Source organism: Sulfurimonas sp., assembly GCF_029027405.1.
Taxonomy (GTDB): domain Bacteria; phylum Campylobacterota; class Campylobacteria; order Campylobacterales; family Sulfurimonadaceae; genus Sulfurimonas.
Map to the genome: position 1 here is coordinate 991,865 of NZ_CP093396.1, position 18,726 is coordinate 1,010,590.

The 18,726-nt window shown below is 31.8% G+C and carries 13 protein-coding genes and 1 pseudogene; 5 read left to right on the forward strand and 9 right to left on the reverse strand.

What is annotated here, in order from left to right; genetic code table 11:
* Positions 1 to 41: 41 nt before the first annotated feature.
* The 9 genes and pseudogenes from MOV42_RS04590 to MOV42_RS04630 all read right to left on the reverse strand — a co-directional run bounded on the left by MOV42_RS04590 (position 42) and on the right by MOV42_RS04630 (position 13,112).
* Positions 42 to 1,892, reverse strand: coding sequence for a GGDEF domain-containing protein (locus MOV42_RS04590; protein WP_324172611.1), 1,851 nt, complete (start codon positions 1,890 to 1,892; stop codon positions 42 to 44).
* A gap of 94 nt (positions 1,893 to 1,986) precedes the next feature.
* Positions 1,987 to 3,801, reverse strand: coding sequence for a glutamine--fructose-6-phosphate transaminase (isomerizing) (gene glmS / locus MOV42_RS04595; protein WP_324172612.1), 1,815 nt, complete (start codon positions 3,799 to 3,801; stop codon positions 1,987 to 1,989).
* Complete coding sequence (locus MOV42_RS04600) at positions 3,801 to 6,314, reverse strand: DUF294 nucleotidyltransferase-like domain-containing protein (RefSeq protein ID WP_324172613.1); 2,514 nt, start codon at positions 6,312 to 6,314, stop codon at positions 3,801 to 3,803. The genes glmS and MOV42_RS04600 overlap by 1 nt, the downstream gene beginning before the upstream one ends.
* 124 nt (positions 6,315 to 6,438) lie before the next feature.
* Positions 6,439 to 6,753 (reverse strand): annotated as a pseudogene (locus tag MOV42_RS04605) (transposase family protein); the annotation flags it as partial.
* Positions 6,754 to 6,841: 88 nt separating this feature from the next.
* Positions 6,842 to 7,000, reverse strand: coding sequence for a hypothetical protein (locus MOV42_RS04610; protein ID WP_324172614.1), 159 nt, complete (start codon positions 6,998 to 7,000; stop codon positions 6,842 to 6,844).
* Positions 7,001 to 7,016: 16 nt separating this feature from the next.
* Positions 7,017 to 7,436, reverse strand: coding sequence for a hypothetical protein (locus tag MOV42_RS04615; RefSeq protein ID WP_324172615.1), 420 nt, complete (start codon positions 7,434 to 7,436; stop codon positions 7,017 to 7,019).
* Positions 7,437 to 7,656: 220 nt separating this feature from the next.
* Positions 7,657 to 11,730, reverse strand: coding sequence for a hypothetical protein (locus MOV42_RS04620; protein WP_324172616.1), 4,074 nt, complete (start codon positions 11,728 to 11,730; stop codon positions 7,657 to 7,659).
* Positions 11,730 to 12,284 (reverse strand): hypothetical protein, encoded by a 555-nt coding sequence (locus MOV42_RS04625; RefSeq protein ID WP_324172617.1) that lies wholly within the window; start codon positions 12,282 to 12,284, stop codon positions 11,730 to 11,732. Before MOV42_RS04625 ends, MOV42_RS04620 begins: the two co-directional genes overlap by 1 nt.
* A gap of 270 nt (positions 12,285 to 12,554) precedes the next feature.
* Complete coding sequence (locus MOV42_RS04630) at positions 12,555 to 13,112, reverse strand: hypothetical protein (protein ID WP_324172618.1); 558 nt, start codon at positions 13,110 to 13,112, stop codon at positions 12,555 to 12,557.
* A 175-nt stretch (positions 13,113 to 13,287) separates the two neighbouring features.
* Between MOV42_RS04630 and MOV42_RS04635 the strand changes: the two genes are divergently transcribed.
* From MOV42_RS04635 to mtnA, 5 genes are all read left to right on the forward strand, one after another.
* Positions 13,288 to 13,578, forward strand: coding sequence for a putative quinol monooxygenase (locus tag MOV42_RS04635; protein WP_324172619.1), 291 nt, complete (start codon positions 13,288 to 13,290; stop codon positions 13,576 to 13,578).
* Positions 13,579 to 13,581: 3 nt separating this feature from the next.
* The gene (gene lsrK, locus MOV42_RS04640; protein WP_324172620.1) at positions 13,582 to 15,144 is read left to right on the forward strand and encodes an autoinducer-2 kinase; all 1,563 of its coding nucleotides are present in this window, start codon (positions 13,582 to 13,584) and stop codon (positions 15,142 to 15,144) included.
* A gap of 76 nt (positions 15,145 to 15,220) precedes the next feature.
* Positions 15,221 to 16,420 (forward strand): methionine adenosyltransferase, encoded by a 1,200-nt coding sequence (metK, locus tag MOV42_RS04645; RefSeq protein WP_324172621.1) that lies wholly within the window; start codon positions 15,221 to 15,223, stop codon positions 16,418 to 16,420.
* A gap of 16 nt (positions 16,421 to 16,436) precedes the next feature.
* Complete coding sequence (gene mtnK, locus MOV42_RS04650; RefSeq protein ID WP_324172622.1) at positions 16,437 to 17,660, forward strand: S-methyl-5-thioribose kinase; 1,224 nt, start codon at positions 16,437 to 16,439, stop codon at positions 17,658 to 17,660.
* Positions 17,650 to 18,726 carry an S-methyl-5-thioribose-1-phosphate isomerase gene (gene mtnA / locus MOV42_RS04655; protein ID WP_324172623.1) on the forward strand — a complete coding sequence of 359 codons (1,077 nt, stop codon included), beginning with the start codon at positions 17,650 to 17,652 and terminating at the stop codon, positions 18,724 to 18,726. The genes mtnK and mtnA overlap by 11 nt, the downstream gene beginning before the upstream one ends.

The window sequence follows — 18,726 nt, forward strand, 5'->3', positions numbered from 1 at the left end:
TAAAAAAGGAATCCTGATTTTTTATGTAATCAGGGTTTCCATTATCTAATATCTGCACCTTCAGACATTTCTTTTTCATACTTAACTATTTTATTCCTACCAGTTGTTTTTGCAATATAAAGAGCAGTGTCAGCTAACTTTATACACTTCCAAATAGTATCTGCATCTTCACTAAACATTGAAATACCAATGCTCAGAGTTTTTTGAATTGTTTTTCCAGGAGCAACATCAAAAATCAAGTTACCAAAAGCACTATGAATTTTTTTAGCAACTCCTAAAGTTCCTTCTACTGTTGCATTATCTAAGATAACTACAAATTCTTCCCCACCATAGCGTATAGCTAGGTCTGATTCACGAATATTATTTTTAAGAACTTTAGCAATTTCTACAATTACCATATCACCTATATCATGTCCATAAGTGTCATTTATTCTTTTAAAGAAGTCTATATCCAACATCATTATTGAGTAAATTTCTTTTTTTCTGCCTACTTGACTCATAATTCGTTCTATTATTTCTTCCAAGAATCTTCTATTATTAAGACCAGTCATGGGGTCTCTACGAGAAGTATCTTTCAGTTTTTCCATCAAGATATGGCTACTTATAACAGGTTTTGCCGCTTCAAGATAATGTTTAATTCTTGAGATATAAGTTCGTTTATCATTTATGTCTTCTTTAGAGTTGCCAATTATTGAGATTATTAAAGAAACTTCACTATTTATAGAGAATGCGAAACACAAGTAGTTTTCATCTGTTTTTATACATGACTGGCATAGGTCTTGAAATTCGCTTGAGAGAATAATACTTTTTGTTCTAAAGGCTCTACATAGTAAAGCATCATTTTGTATCTCTTTTTTACAAATTAGAACATTATCATTACTAGAATAATTAAGTGTTCTTGTATTTGTGATAGTATTTACTTCATACAATGAAAAGTTATTTATATTATATTTTAGTTTTAAAATTTGTACTAATCTCATATAAACATCAGATTTTGTTGCATCTAGTTCTATAGTTTTTTTAAATTTATATACATCTGAAAGTTCATTTATAACTATTTTAGATTGTTCTAATGGATTGTCACTTGACATATTCATTAGCGGAATAATAGTCCCTAGATTTTCTTTTATATTTCCAAAAGTTTCTTGCATTTTTGAAAATAGTGTATTCATATGGTTGACAATATCTTTTGCTTCTCCATTTACACTAGTTTCAAATATATGTGTAAAATCTCCAACATAAGCTTTTTTAATCCCATTTTGAAGATTTGAAAATAGTTTCATATATGGAGAAATATAATAGTTTAAAAGAAAAAGTACAATTAGTAAAAAAAGTATATTTATACCAAGTATTTTTAAGATTGTAAACATACCACTTGTTCTCATATTGCTTATATCAAACTCCATGCTAATAACACCTAGCGTATCCCCGATTTTCACATTATGGCAACTTAAGCAGTTTGTATCTCCATTGTTTATAGTCGCTTTATATGGTATGGAAACTCTAAGTAATATTTTATTTGCATCTTCAATAATCTTTTCTACACTATTTCCGGTAGTTAAAACTTCTTGATCTATTGCATCCCTTATTGTCTCATAGTTCATGCCTTTACCATATTGTTTTATAACATTACTACTTCTAGCAAGCCACAAAGAACTTACTTCATCACCTGTTGAAATCTGATTTAAAAAGTAGTGTCGGCTATCCATTGTTCCATTGACCATATGAGCAGTCAGTCCATTTTTTACAATTGTAGCGGCAAGTTTTGATTTTTCTGTTGCACTTTTTATACTAAAATCTCGAAAATTTAAAGAAGTATTTATAATAGTTGCAGTTGTCAGAGCAAGTAGCATCATGGCAACAATTAGAAGAAGTTTTGACTTTGTTTGCATATAAATATCACTTATTTTAGATTAATTAATCATAACAAAGAATAAATAAAGTCTTTATAAAGTCTGTGAAAAGTTTTTGAAAAGTTTTAAAACCTTATTCAACAGTAACGCTTTTTGCCAGATTTCGTGGCATATCAACATCATTACCAAGTCTAATGGAAATCTCTAAAGATAAAAGCTGAACAACAACCATCATCTCAAAAAACTCTAACATATAGTCTGTACACTTTGAAATAGAAATAAAGTCATCAGCCTTATCAAACTCTTTTGAGCTAATTGCACAGATGGTAGAATCTCTTGCACTCAACTCTTCAACATTACTTTTTGATTTCTCGTAGTGTAAATGTTCAGGAAGTAGGGCAATAGTAAAAAGTTCAGGGTCTGCGAGTGCGATAGGACCATGTTTCATCTCTCCAGATGGATAACCCTCAGCATGAAGGTATGAAATTTCTTTTAGTTTTAATGCCCCTTCAAGTGCTAGTGGATAAAATATATCTCGACCAATAAAGAAAAAACCATGTCCGTGAAGGTATCGTTTTGAAAGTCTTTTTAGTTTTTCATGCATCTCATTACTTACTTTTAGAGATGCAGGAATTTCTCTTAAAAGTGATATTTGTCTTGTTATTTCTTCAGATTTAAGAGAATTCTTTATTTTTGCAATATAAAGACTCATCATCCAAAATATTGTAACTTGAGTTGCAAAAGCTTTTGTAGATGCCACACCCTTTTCAATCCCCGCGCGAGTTAAAATAGTGGCATCAGCGAGTCTAACCATTGAAGAATTATCAACATTACAAATTACTAAAGTTTTTAAACCAGCATTTTTTGCCATTTTTAAGGTTTCTAAAGTGTCTGCTGTTTCTCCACTTTGTGATATTACAATAAAAAGAGTGTCTTTCTCCATTATCGGTTCTCTATATCTAAACTCACTTGCGATTTCAACGGAAGTTCTGATTTTTGCGTATCTTTCAAAAAGATATGAAGCACTCAAAGCTGAATGGTAAGAAGTTCCACAAGCACAAAGTTTTATCTCATTTATCCCTTCAAAAATATTGTTATCAAGCTCATCAAAAATGATTTCATCATCACTAAGTCGTCCCATTAATGTATCTAAAATAACAGCACTTTGCTCATAAATCTCTTTTTCCATGAAAAATCTATACCCATCTTTTTGCGCAGAAAGTTTGTTTTTAGAAAGTTCGATATAAATAGGTTTTATTTGCTTTGAATTTTTATCTAAAATAACAATTTCATTTTTACTAACATAACCGTAGTCGCCATCTTCAAAATAGTTCACTTCTTTTGCGTGACCAATAAGAGGAGTATCAGAAGATGCAAAATATTTTTCACCTTCATTGTTAACACCAAATAGCATTGGAGAACCACGCTTTGCAAAAAAGATAGTTTGTGGTTCTGATTTAGTTGTAAGTAAAATAGCGTAAGCACCATCTAGCTCATTTATTGTTTTATTGAAAGCTTCAAAAGCATTAGTGCTAAATTTTAGATTTTTTTCAAATTGATGAACTATAACTTCTGTATCAGTTTGACTTAAAAAGCAAACATCATCTGCAATAAGCTCTTTTTTTAACTCTGCATAATTTTCTATAATACCATTATGAACAACATAAGAACTCTCTCCAAGATGGGGATGTGCGTTAAGTTCAGTTGGTTTTCCATGTGTTGCCCATCTAGTGTGTCCTATCCCAACTGCAAAACCTTTTGTAATAAAATCTTTTGTTTTTTCTTCAAGGTTTACAAGTTTTCCTATGGCTTTATAGTTTGAAAATTCTCCATTTTGTAAAACTGCAATTCCTGCTGAATCATAACCTCTATATTCTAATTCTTTAAGTCCATCAAGTAAAATTTCTTTAGTATTTTTTTCGCCTAGGTATCCAACAATTCCGCACATTATTTTGAGTCCTTAGTTAGTAGTTCATATATTTTATCGACATTATTGCATATATCATTTTGTTTTTCCATTAAAAAGCTATCTCGAACTTTATGTTTAGTTGAGTGAATCTTTGCTGTTACAATATTTATGTCAAGTTTCTCAAATGTGTCCATGATGTATGCCAAAAGACCGATTTGATTTTTAGTATTTACTTTTACTTCTGCATGTGTTAGTGAATGTTCACAATCAACAATAATTTCTTCTCTTTTGATAGTTATCTCTTTTAGTTTGACTATCCTTTTCATGTCAAAAACTTTTTTAACTAACTCTTGAACTTCTCTCAGTTCATCTCCATCTACATTTTTAATAAACTCTATTTTAAAATATTTTAAATCATCAAAAAGTGTAAAAATTTCCATAGATGCAACATCAAGATGACTGAGTGTTGCTAAAAGATAACCAACATTTAAAGGAACTCTTCTATATATCTCAATACTTAAAGAGTTTTCTCTATGAATAAGGTAAGAATAATCCGAAGTGTCTTTTGCTTTTTTTGCAATTCTTACAAGGTCAAGTATAGTGTGTTTAAAGAAAAACAGATTTGATTCAACACGAAGCAGTTTTGTTTGTAAAGATTTTGGAAGCTCTTTAAATTCTTTAGAATTTTTCACTCTTTTCTCAATAGTATTTCTTTTAGAAGCATCTGTAATACGATCGCTATTTTGTGAAATTTCTAAAGCACTTGTATACAAATCATGAAGTAACTTAGAATTAAATGAGTTATAAGTAGCTTCACTAACGCCATTTATATCTGCATAAGTTAAAATGTAAAGTAGTTTTAGATTTTTTATATCTTTAACACTTGACATAAATTTATATAGAGTTTTTTCGTTGTGAATATTTTCTTTAAAAGCAATATTGCTCATAAGAACATGATTTTTAACTAGTAAAACTGCTCGTTCAATTAGGTCTGCCCTTAGATGCAACTTTGTTGTAAATGGTAGTATGAGTTTTGCACCAACTTCACTATGGTCTTGTTTTCTACCTTTTCCTGTATCATGAAGAAGTATAACTATTTTTAGTAATAGTTTTTCATCGATAGATAGTTCATTGTGTAACTCTTTGATAAAAGGCTCTTTTATATTTTCTAAGGATTCTACTGACTTAATAGAATGAATATCAACAGGATAGTGATGATAGCCGTCAAATTGCGGAAGATGAAGAACTTTTCTAAAACTTGAAAAAAGTAGATGCAAGATACCAGCGTCCCAAAAAAGTTTTAAAAAACAGTAAATATGCTCTTTTTTTAGTAGTTCTTTTATTAGGCTATATGTTTTATTTGAAAGTGGATATGGAATCTTTGTGTATGTTAGTTGATTTAAAAATCCTGCGTCAAAATGGTAAGGTTCGTCAGGAAGGGCAATTAGAAGTTCTAAAATATCATTAATAGGTTGTATTTGAAGATTGAAAGAAGCATAAAGTCTATTATCAAGAAGGTATAAGCCTTTACTTAGCCTGTTTTTTTTAAATTTTTTAACATAACTCATATCTGCTATGTAGGGATGTATCATTTTTTTAACAAATATTTGTGTAAAATTACTTATTCGCCACTGTGCTTGTAAAACTTTTGTGAGCATTTTAAGCTCAGTTTTAAAGCCTAGCATCTTAGAAACTTGAGGCATGAGTTCCAATATAAGTTTATCTTCTTGTTTATGTGCAATTAGGTGAAGCGCACTTCTAACTCGATATAAAAGTTCTAATGCTATTCTATACTCTTTATACTCTTCATCAGAAAAAAGTGTTTGACTTAAATCTCGTAAATTTTCAACGCCGTATATAGTTTGAGCTACCCAAATTAAAAGCTGAGTGTCTCTAAGTCCTCCAACACTTTCTTTTATATTTGGCTGCATAGATGTTGGGTATTTCTTGCGTCTTATTTGAGCCTCTTCTACCTTTGCTAAAATGAACTCTTTTTGTTTAAAAAGTCTGATTTTTGTGAGTTCTTTTTGCGTTGCGTGCCAAGTAAATGGTGAGCCTGTGATTAAACGGGACTCCATTAGAGATGTTCTTATAGTTATATCTTCATTAGAGGCTTTAAATAAATCGCTTGTAAGATGGACTCTATGTCCTAATTTTAAACCAGAATCAAGAGCGAGATAAAAAAGTTTTTCTATGATGAGTTGAGTGTTAAAGCCTTCAACATCTTCATAAACTATAAGAAGGTCTATATCGCTATGAACACAGAGTTGCTCTCTTCCATAACTTCCAAGAGCCACAATTGCTATGGGGATAGAACTTCTCATAGGTAAGTAGTTCCCAAAAACTCTTCTTAAAATAGTTTTATACATTAAAGAAATAATAGAGTCTAGTTTTTTTGTATGTTTAACTAGGAAATCTTTACCTTGAGAATTTTCAAAAAGCTCAGGCAAAGAATTTTTATACTCTTTTATATAAGCTTTAAAGAGTTTTGAAAGTTCAAAATCTGAACCATTTTTTTCGATGATATCTTCTATTTGTAGTAATATATCCAAAGGTTTATGCCTAATAATTTTTTATGATTATAAGTATTCTATACTAAAAACAAGAAAAATGTAATAAATTGACTTATTAAGGCTACTGCTTGACACTTTTTTAATATTAGACTTCTTTCAAAAGTCACTTATTATCCTTCAACTTTAACTCAAAGTTATAAATACCAGCAATCAAGTTAAATCGTAAGCCAAATCTTTTTCTTCTATTTCGATATACTTCAGAGAGAATACGAAATTGTTTTAGTACACCTATAACATGTTCTACAAATATACGCTTTGAGGCGAATATTTTATTATCTTTTTTATCTTCATGACTTAATGGGTTTAACTTACTTTTTTTCTTTGGAATAAGGGTATTATTGTGTATCTTTTTTATTCCCAAATATCTTGTATCAACATTAATTTGAATATTGGGATGCAGTGGTAATTTACTTTTTTTATCTTTTTATAATCATTAATTTGTTTAGATAAATCAATACTTCTATCAACACTATACATATCAAGATAGTTTGTACCTCCTAAATCATCTACAATTTTATCTTTGCTTCTTCTTTACTTGTCATAATACTATTGGCAAAATAGACATCATTAATACACTCGTTTACTTTTTCATTAGTTGCCTCCAAGTAAAGATGCAACATCGAAGTTACACTTTTCTTTAAGCTTATCATACTTAGTAGACTCATACACTCCACCGCTAAGTTATGCATCATATTCTAGATAAGCTTTAACTCTTGATTTTCTGTTTAGTTGTAGATTCTTAAAGTCTTTACTTATATAGCGGTCTATCAAAACTGGGTCACCAAAAGTTTTAGCACTTCTTTTAAAATACTTATTACAATCATAAGCAGCATCAAGAGCGGCATGATTAGCTTCAGTATCCAAAGGATTATCTAAAATCTTCTGATCTATTGCATATTTTTTTACTATAAATATCTCCACATCATCCCTAACACCATTATCATTAGAGTCTATCCCGAGAAGTGTTGAGTTGTTTAAAGTTTCATCTGGCTGGGGAGGAAGTTTATATCCGTTTATATTTTTATATACTGTTGCTTCCATACATCCAGTTATAAAAAGAACTAAAAACAGACCTAAAATTACTTTTTTTATACTACTCATGATTATTTCCTTTTTTGTGCATTAAGATATAGATGTTTATGTTCTATGATTATAAGCTCTGTAAGTTGTGGAGGCATGGAAGATATCTTCCATACCTTCTTGGAGGGTAAAAATATGATTAGTTTACATCGTGGATTGAGTAAAAGGTCGTATTTATAATAAATACCTGACCCTGCTAATCTTTACATGCAAGGAACATCCCTACATGTAAAAGACTCTATCATTTAATCGAAAATGAAACATCTATGATTTGTAAACTATCCCCATCTGCCACAAACGCTACAGTTCCATCTTTTGAGAGGGTTACATTCCAAGCATGACCAGGAGTATCGTAACTACCTAAGAGTGAAGGAGAACTTGTGTTTGAAACATCTATGATTTGTAAACCACTAGGGCCATCTACCACAAATGCTACAGTTCCATCTTTTGAGAGGGTTACACCTCGTGCCTCACCAGGAGTATCGTAACTACCTAAGAGTGCAGGAGAACTTGGTTTTGAAACATCTATGATTTGTAAACTATTATAATCTGCCACAAACGCTACAGTTCCATCTTTTGAGAGGGTTACACCTAAAGCATGACCAGGAGTATCGTAACTACCTAAGAGTGAAGGAGACCTTGGGTTTGAAACATCTATGATTTGTAAACCACGAGAGCCTGCTACCACAAACGCTGCAGTTCCATCTTTTGAGAGGGTTACATCTGTAACATAATAAGGAATATCGTAACTACCTAAGAGTAAAGGAGAACTTGGGTTTGTAACATCTATGATTTGTAAACCATATCCGCCATCTGCCACAAACGCTACAGTTCCATCTTTTGAGAGGGTTACACCTCGTGCCTCACCAGGAGTATCGTAACGAACTAAGTAAAAAGGAGACCTTGGGTTTGAAACATCTATGATTTCTAAACCAGTACTCTCATCTAGCACAAACGCTACTGTTCCATCTTTTGAGAGAGTTACACCTTGAGTCCTACCAGGAGTACGGTAACGAACTAAGCGTAAAGGAGACCTTGGGTTTGAAACATCTATAATTTGTAAACCATACCCGCCATCTGTCACAAACGCTACAGTTCCATCTTTTGAGAGGGTTACACCATTAGCATAACTAGAAGTGTAACTACCAAGTAAAAAAGGTTTAATAGTACCTATTATTTTTATAGATACACTAACACTTTTACTACTTCCATAAGCATTTGTTGCAACAGCTTGTAAAGCATAGTTACTTTTTGTTGAGTAATTTAATGTTTTTGCTACGCTAATAGTACCATTTAGATCTACACTAAAGTCTTCATTTCCTTCTCCACTTAAACTTATGGACTCTATATCTCCCTCACTAGTCATGCTTAAAGTTCCAATTTGTGTACCTATTGAGCTATTTTCTTTTGTTTTTAAACTTATAGGTTGAAGCGTTGGGGCATCTAAAAGATTATTAAGATACACATACACACTTGTAGGTAGACTTTTTCCTTGCTCATTGCTTGCTACTACTTTAAAGTCATAAACTCTTTTACTCTCATAATCAAGAAGGGCATCTTTAGTTACTGAGATGACTCCTATGTTATTTATTTTAAAGTTTTCATTTCCATCTCCTTGGAGTTCTATTGTTATTATTTCACTTAGTCCTTTGTTTACATGTAGTTTTCCTACATAAGTGTCTTCTTCACTATTTTCATCTATGTAACTTGCAGAGCCTGAGAGTTCTGGTGCATCTAATTCATTGTCTATTTTTATTCTCAATGTTACTGAAAGTGTTTGGGTATCTGTTGTAACACTTAGGTTAAAATCATATATATTTTTACTCTCATAATCTAAAACTACTCCCTTTTCTACTCTTACAACACCTTCATCATCTATGCTAAACTTATTACTTCCATCTCCTTGTATACTAAAAGTTGCATTATTTTCAAGGAGGGCTACATGTATTTCTCCTACGATGGTATCTTTGATTGAGTTTTCTTTTACATGTAAAGTTTGTGGGTTTAGGAATATTTCATAAGCTATTGCATATACATCATCATATATATCTTCATCTTTATATATCTTTTGGACTACTGGTTCATAGTTTGAATTATAATCTTTGAGTAGTTTATTTTTATTGTACATAGGTAACCAATAGAGTATATCTTCATAATTTATTATATTGTTACCATCTATATCTTTAAGAAGAAGTCTTTTTGTGAGATTTTCTATTCTTTGAGATATGCTTGTTGTATCTTGATTTAAAATATCTTTTGAAAGTTGGTATATGGCTTCACTTAGGATATTTACTTTAAAGTTATCTCTTTTTAGTTTGTTACCTTTTATGATAGCTCTTATAGTTCCACCATTTGGAGTAGAGCTTGCATCTACCACTCCATCATCATTAACATCTATATCATCTCCTCCAAATATAGATACTACATAATACTTATCATCTTTTAGGGTATTTAGTACATCACTTGGAAAGTGGATAACTCCTGCGGTTAGTGCACTATTTCCTCCTGTGGTTCTTGTGGTATACAGAGAGTCATCTGTATTGTTAGCATCATATATATTTACTTCTGCATTACTTAAAGGTCCTAGTAATCCTTGTTTTAGTCTTGAGATTATTTTGTACACATATTGTTGGATATAAGTAGTGTAACTTCTACTACTTCCATCATCTCTTGCATAGTGAGTTACTTTAGGAGGGTTGCTTGTTCTTTTTGAAACAAATGTAACCTCTTTTTTTTCAGAAATTACTATATCTGCCACATGTCCTAGGTTTAACATATCTACTGCAGTAATATTAAAATCAAATGTTACTGCACTAGATGGTGTATCTATAGCTAAGTGAACTTCTTGTGGGATTGTACTTGGGGTAAAACCTTGAGTGTTTCTTACAAATACTTTATATACTCCTACTTCTACATCTTCTTGCTTAAGCACACTAAAGTGTTCTATAGGAAGGCATACATTTTCTATATCTTTGCTTCCAAAGGGCATATCTACTTCCAGGTTCATATCTGTATTACTATCACTCCAAGTTAGTTGGACATTTACTACTCCTCTTTTGGGAGTTGGTATTTGTGATATATCACAATCAGATTCTATATACTCTACAGGGTCAGTTCCTTCTAGTTTATAAAATTCATTCTCTGTTTTATCTGTCCAATCATCAAAAACTTCACTACCTCCACAACTAGCTTTTACCCAACCGTTTCCACCTGTGTTGTCTGTAACATGATAGAGTTTTTTAGCTACTGCAAATGGATAGACATCTTCACTCATAACTACATTAGGATCATGTAAATGTTTTACAGTTATACGATAATTTTTTGTACCTTTTTCTATTTCTTGGTCTGTTGCCCATTGTGAGGATGCATTTTTATGTTTTTTAATAGAACTACTTAAAAAGTCCATAATCACTTTTTTACCTATATCTGTAGATATGTCTCTTCGTCCGTATCCATCTTCAAATGATATATTTTGACCCATATAATAATCAAATGCATGAAACTGCATATCAGAACTATTTTCAGTATATTCATTAACAGCATTAAGCATGTATGATCTATTTGGATTTGTTGTTGCATCTAATGTACCTTGATCTGCCACTTTATCATTATCAAAATTTATATATGGGTGGAACCCTCTAGCTTCTCTTGTTGGCGAGCCTACACTCATCCAACTTATATAATCTTCTAACCATGCATTATCTCTATTTCCTTCTGGCTTTAACATATCTTCATATGCTTTAGCCGTAAAGATATCACCTTTCCCATGTGCAACGATTATAATACCATGCCCTAGTCTAATACTCTTTTTGTAATCATTAATTTGTTTAGATAAATCAATACTTCTATCAACACTATATATATCAAGATAGTTTGTACCTCCTAAATCATCTACAATTTTATCAAATAGTTCTTTTTCTTTTTTTGATAATTTTGCTATTTTTCCAGCAAGATTAGTTGCTTTACTAAGTCCTCTTGTTAGAACTAACTTCATAATTGTTGTATAAGTATCCCAGCCATCTTCTTCAAGAGACAGAAGCATATATGTATCATATATATCTCCATAATATCCATGAGTTTGGTTGTATGATGTTTTAAAGTTTAGTTCTTTTTTCATCTTTGTTACATTACCATCATATTTTTCTAAGAGAATATTTTTTTCAATCAATCTTAATTTATATTTTGCATCTTCTTCACTTGTCATAATGCTATTAGCAAAATATATATCATTAATACACTCATTTATCTTGGGTGTATTCGCTTGAAGAGACAATGAAACAAACAATAAAAAGATTAAAATCATATACTTTTTCATTAGTTGCCTCCAAGTAAAGATGCAACATCGAAGTTACACTTTTCTTTAAGCTTATCTGACTTAGTAGACTCATACACTCCACCGCTAAGCTCTGCGTCATATTCTAGATAAGCTTTAACTCTTGACTTTCTATTTAATTGTAAATTCTTAAAGTCTTTACCTAGATAGCTATCTAGCAAAACTGGATCACCATAATATTTAGCATAAAAATTAAAATAAAAATTACAATCAGAAGCAGCATCAAGAGCGGCATGATTAGCTTCAGTATCCAAAGGATTATCTAAAATCTGCTGATATGCACTAGCAAGCTGAAAACCTATCTCAGTTACAATCTTATGATCTGTTGCATATTTTTTTACTATAAATATCTCCACATCATCTCTAACACCATTATCATTAGAGTCTATTCCAAGCAGTGTAGAGTTATTAAGAGCTTCATCTGGTTGGGGAGGAAGTTTATATCCGTTTATAGTTTCATCTTCTGTTGCGTCCATACATCCAGTTATAAAAAGAACTAAAAACAGACCTAAAATTACTTTTTTTATACTACTCATGATTATTTCCTTTTTTTTGCAATAATTGATAATAGTATCTTTTAGTTTTATTTAGTGCATTAAGATATAAATGTTTATCTTATATTATTAACAGAGTAACAAGTGGTAACACTCTACACTAGATATGTCAATGAGGTTTTTCTAAACCTGTCATATGCTCGATGATTATAAGCTCTGTAAGCTGTGAAGGTATAGATGCTATCATCTTTATCATCTTGTCGTAGATATCTTCCATACCTTCAGTGTTGTAAAAAATAATTTTTTCATCTTCTACTCTTTAATCGCATCTATATCAAAATCACATTTTGAAGGGTGACTCATAGTAGCTCCATACATATGACCTGCTAAATTTGCATTAAAAAGATAATATGCTTTTATACGCTCTTTTGTATTAAATACTTTATCTACATATTCCTCATTAAAAATATCGTTATCTATACTGTAATGACCAACTTTTTTCAATTTTTGATAATAAGCATAACTTTCACAATCCTGAGCACGATTTATAAGCATATACTTTTTATCTGCATAAGCAGTTTGCGGGTTTTGTATAACCTGTTGTGCAGTTGCTCCCCATTGCATTGCAATTCCTGTTTTGATTTTAGGGTAATCTGCTTTTGCATATTTTTTTATAACCCATATCTCCACATCATCCCTAACCCCATTGTTATTACTGTCTATTCCAAGAAGTGTAGAGTTGTTTAAAGTTTCATCTGGTTGGGGAGGAAGTTTATATCCGTTTATAGTTTCATCTTCTGTTGCTTCCATACATCCAGTTATGAAAAGAACTAAAAACAGACCTAAAATTACTTTTTTTATACTACTCATTATTATTTCCTTTTTTTGTAATAATCAATATTAGTATATTTTAGTTTTATTTAGTGCATGGTAAGATATAGATGTTTATTTTATATTATTAAAGAGTAACAAGTGGTAACACTTGTTGACTTAATTGCATTATAAGAGATATAATATCTAAAAATATAATTAAGGAATTTAAAGAATGTCAACAATAACAAAAAGAGTAACATTTATAGCAAAAGAAGGTAGTGAATCTAAGATGAAGGAGCTTTTAACAGCGATGGTAGCACCCAGTAAAGTAGAAGATGGATGTATTTTTTACGATATTTTTGTATATGAAAATAATCCTAAAAAATTTATGGCTGTTGAGTCATGGAGAGATGAAGCTGCTCTTGATGGACATAAAAGTACAGAGCATTATGCGACTTACAAATCTTCTTTTGAGCCATATTGTGATAAAAAATATAGTGATGAACTAGAAATATTAGGATAAGTTTTGAGCTACTTAATGGCAATAGATGCTGGAACAGGAAGTGTTCGAGCAGTTATCTTTGATACAGTGGGAAATCAAATTAGTGTAGCTCAAAAAGAGTGGACTCACTTAGAAGAAGAGGGCGTGCCAAACTCTATGAGTTTTGATTTTGATAAAAACTTTGAATTAGTAGTTTGGTGTATAAAAAATGCAATTTTAGATGCCAAGATAAAAAGTGAAGATATAGTTGCCCTAAGTGCCACAAGTATGCGAGAAGGTATTGTTCTTTATGATGAAAATGGAAATGAGCTTTGGGCAGTTGCAAATGTAGATGCAAGAGCTGACAAAGAAGTTAAATATTTAAAAGAGACATTTTCTGGCGTAGAACAAGAGTTTTACAATTTATCAGGACAAACTTTTGCTCTAGGTGCTTTACCTAGAATTATGTGGCTTAAAAATAATAAACCTAAAGTTTATGAAAAAGTAGCAAATATCTCTATGATTGGAGATTGGATTTTAGCAAAGTTAAGCGGAGTTATTGCAACTGATCCAAGTAATGGTGGAACGACAGGAATTTTTTCTCTAGAAAACCGTGACTGGGTAAGTGATATGGCTACAAAAGTTGGAATAAAAAATGATATCTTTCCTCCAGTTTTAGAAGTTGGAACTTTGATGGGAAGTGTGAGTGAACAAGCTTCTAAATTAACAGGATTATCAAGAAAAACTAAAGTAGTTATGGGTGGTGGAGATGTTCAACTTGGAAGTGCTGGACTAGGCGTTGTCGAGTTAGGTCAAGTAGCAGTTTTAGGTGGTTCATTTTGGCAACAAGTTGTAAATATTCCTAGCTCTACTCCTCCTCCATCAGATATGGGTATAAGAGTAAACCCTCATGTTGTAAAAAATCAATCACAAGCAGAAGGTATAACTTTTTTTAGTGGTTTAGTTATGAGATGGTTTAGAGATGCTTTTTGTGAGATGGAAAAACAAGAAGCGCAAGAACGAGGCATAGATGCTTACTCTGTTTTGGAAGAAAAAGCAGCAAAAGTTCCTGTTGGGTCTTATGGAATTTTACCAATATTTTCAGATGCTATGAAGTATGGAAAATGGTATCACGCAGCTCCAAGTTTTTTAAACCTTAGTCTAGATGCTAGCATCTGTAATCGTGCTTCAATGTTTAGAAGTTTACAAGAAAATGCTTGTATTGTAAGTGCAATAAATTTAGAAAAAATTAAAGAATTTACAAATATAGAGATAGAGAAAATAGTTTTTGCCGGAGGGGCATCTAAAGGTGCTTTATGGTCGCAAATACTGGCAGATGTAACAGGCTGTCAAGTTCAAATACCTAAAGTAACAGAAGCAACTGCACTAGGAGCTGCAATGGCGGCAGGTGTGGGTGCAGGCATATATGAGTCAATAACACAAGCCGCCAAAGACTTGGTTGTTTGGGATAAAACTTATGAACCAAATAAAGAAAATAAAAAACTGTATGATGAGATAAAAAAAAAGTTTAGTAAAGCTTATGAAGCGCAACTAAAGTTAGTTGATGATAATATCACGACTTCAATGTGGAAGGCACCTGGCTTATAGTCAAAATTAAAGGTAGTTTTTCAAACTAGTTTTAAGAGAGACATCTCTTTTAACTGATAACAATTTAGGAAAAAAAATGTATTTATTCACAAGTGAAGTAGTAGCCCCAGGTCACCCAGATAAGTGTGCAGATATCATATCTGACAGCATAGTCGATGCACTAATTATTAAAGATTCTAAAAGTAGAGTTGCTAGTGAAGTTTTTGTAGCTGGAAAACATGTAATAGTTGGTGGAGAAGTTACTTCAAAAGCTAATTTTAGTGATGCAGATTATGAGCAAATCGTTAAAGATGCTCTTATAAACATTGGTTATGATGGAAAAAGTGCTTTTACAAGAGAGCAATGTCTTTACCCTGAGGATGTAAAAGTTCAAATCTTACTTAACTCTCAATCTCCAGATATTAACCAAGGTGTTGACCAAGAAGACGGCGAAACTGGTGCAGGCGATCAAGGAATCATGTTCGGTTATGCTTCAAATGAAACGGCTGATTATATGCCAGCGGCTATTACTTATGCAAGAATTTTATCTGATAAAGTTTATCACTACGCACTAAAACATAATCATAAACTTGGAGTTGACATAAAAACACAAGTTACACTTGACTATGGGAATAAAGAAAATTTTGAAAATTGTAAACCGCAATCAATACACACTATTGTTGTTTCTGCTCCTTCAAATGAAAATATGGATATAGCAGAGGTTAGAGAACTTCTTCAAGGTCTCATAGATGACTCTGGGCTTCCAACAGAACTTTATGATCCTAAAACAACAATAGTTCACTTGAATCCAACTGGAAGATATGTAAGTCACTCTCCACTTCATGATAGTGGATTAACTGGTAGAAAACTTATAGTTGATAGTTTTGGTGGTTACTCTCCAATAGGTGGCGGAGCTCAATCTTCAAAAGATTATACAAAAGTTGATAGAAGTGGACTTTATGCAGCTAGATGGGTTGCCAAACATATTGTTGCTTCTGGATTTGCTAAAAAGTGTTCAGTTCAACTTTCTTATGCGATAGGTGTTGCTAAACCTACTTCTGTTTCTGTTGATACTTACGGAACAGTTTGTGAAGGCATAGACGATGATAAATTATCAACTTTTGTAAGTGAAAATTTTTCATTAACTCCAAACTGGATTACAGAAAAATTTGCTCTTGATAAACCAAGCAAAGAAACTTTTCTTTATGCAGATGTAGCTGCTCGTGGTCAAGTTGGTCAAAGTGATTATCCTTGGGAAAAGCTAGATTCTTTGGAGTTATTTAAAAAACTAAAGTAATTCTTGGGAGATAGAGATGGAGTATAAAGAGTTAGATGTAAAAAGTGTTATATCGTATCTAAAAGATGTTGATGAGGTTATGGACTACTTTTGTGGTGATGATTTAGAAGCAAAAGAGATAGGAAATGGCAACTTAAATTATGTCTATCTCGTTAGTTCAATCTCAAACCCAAAAAAAGCACTTATAGTTAAACAGGCTGTTCCTTACCTTAGATGCGTAGGTGAAGAGTTTGCTCTTTCACGCCAAAGAATGACTTTTGAAATAAGAGCACTTTTAAAATTTAAAAATATTGTAACTAGTGTTATTCCTAAAATTTACCATGCAAGTGAAGATATGTCCATCGTAGTGATGGAGTTTCTTGATTCTCATAGCATCTTAAGAGATGGACTTACATCAAGAGTTAAATATCCAAATTTTAGTGAGCATATTTCTACCTACTTAGCAAACACACTTTTTAAAACTTCATCTCTTTGTTTAGACTCAACGCAAAAAAGAGAACTTGTATATGAGTTTAATGCAAACAGTGAGCTTTGCAAACTTACAGAAGATTTTGTATTTACTTTTGCTTTTATGCAAAATGAAACTAATGATGAAGAGAATGTAAAAAACAATCCACTAGCAAAAAAACTTTTTTTAGACATGGAGTTTAAGGTAAAAGTATTAGATTTAAAGTACAAGTTTATGACAGCTTCAGATGCTTTGATTCATGGAGATTTACATACTGGTTCGGTGATGTTAAATGATAAAGAAACATTTGTAATAGACCCAGAGTTTGCTTTTGTTGGACCTTTTGGTTTTGATATTGGTGCACTTTTGGCAAATCTTGTAAATAACTATATTCGTCATAGTGTTGTAACAAAAGATGAGGATTTTAAAAAATACCTTCTTCAAATGATAAAAGAAGTTTTAGAACTTTTTAATAAGAAATTTTTGAAACTATGGGAAGTTCAGAGTGATTCTGCTTTACTTATAGATGGATACATAGATGCTAATACAGCCTCAAAATATAGAGAAAAGTTTTTAAAAGAGATACTAAGAGATAGCGTAGGCTTTGCAGGTTGTAAGATGGCAAGACGAGTTTTTGGTGTTGCTGGTGTTGCTGAGATTCGAGGTATAGAAAATCAAAAATTACGCTTAGATGCTGAGGCTTTAGTTTTAAAAATAGCTAGAGAATTTGTTATCAAATATGAAAAAATAGATAGTATTGAAGATATATTGGAGATAATAATTGCAGGGTAAATATAGAGCCTTATGGCTAAATGATGATAACTTTTTAGAAGTTATCGACCAGAGAAAACTTCCCTTTGAATATGTAACAAAAGTTTTAAAAACTACTGATGGAATTGTTGAAGCGATAAAAAATATGACAGTTCGTGGTGCTGGGGTTATAGGAAGTGTTGCAGCTTTTGGCATCTATACTGCATCTATGGAAGTGGAAAATTTGGGCTATGAAAAGTTAAAAGAAAAAGCAAAACTCATTAGAGATTCTCGACCAACGGCAGTAAACCTTATGTGGGCAGTTGATAAGATGATGGAGCTTTTAAAAAATTCAACTAACTTAGTTGCAGATGCTAAAAAATATGCCATAGAACTCAATGATGAAGAAGCAAAAGAAAGTCAAAATATCGCAAAACATGGTGCTGACATAATTGAAGAAATTTTAAAGAAAAAAAGTAAAACTAAGATAAATATTTTGACTCACTGCAATGCTGGTTGGTTAGCAGTCATAGATGAAGGAACTGCTTTAGCTCCAATATATGAAGCACAAAAAAGAGGGATAGATGTTCATGTTTGGGTAGATGAAACAAGACCTAGAAATCAAGGAGCATCTTTAACTGCTTGGGAGCTAACTCAAAGTAAAGTTAATCATACAATTATTGCAGATAATACAGGTGGACATCTTATGCAAATAGGTGAAGTTGATATGGTTATCACAGGTGCTGATAGAGTAAGTGCAAATGGCGATGTGGCAAATAAAATAGGAACATATTTAAAGGCACTTGCTGCAAAAGATAATGGCGTTCCTTTTTATGTAGCTATCCCAGCATCTACCTTTGACTTTGATATAAGAGATGGAATGAAAGAGATTCCTATAGAGCTAAGAAGTGAAGATGAAGTTAAGTATATGAAAGGTATAGATGCTTCTGGAGTTGTAAGAGAAGTTTTAATCACTCCAAAAGATTCACCTGCAATAAATTATGGGTTTGATGTTACACCAGCAAGACTTATAACTGGACTTATAACGGACAAAGGAGTTTGTAAAGCAAACTTTAGTGAGATAAATAAAAAATTTAAGAAGGCATAA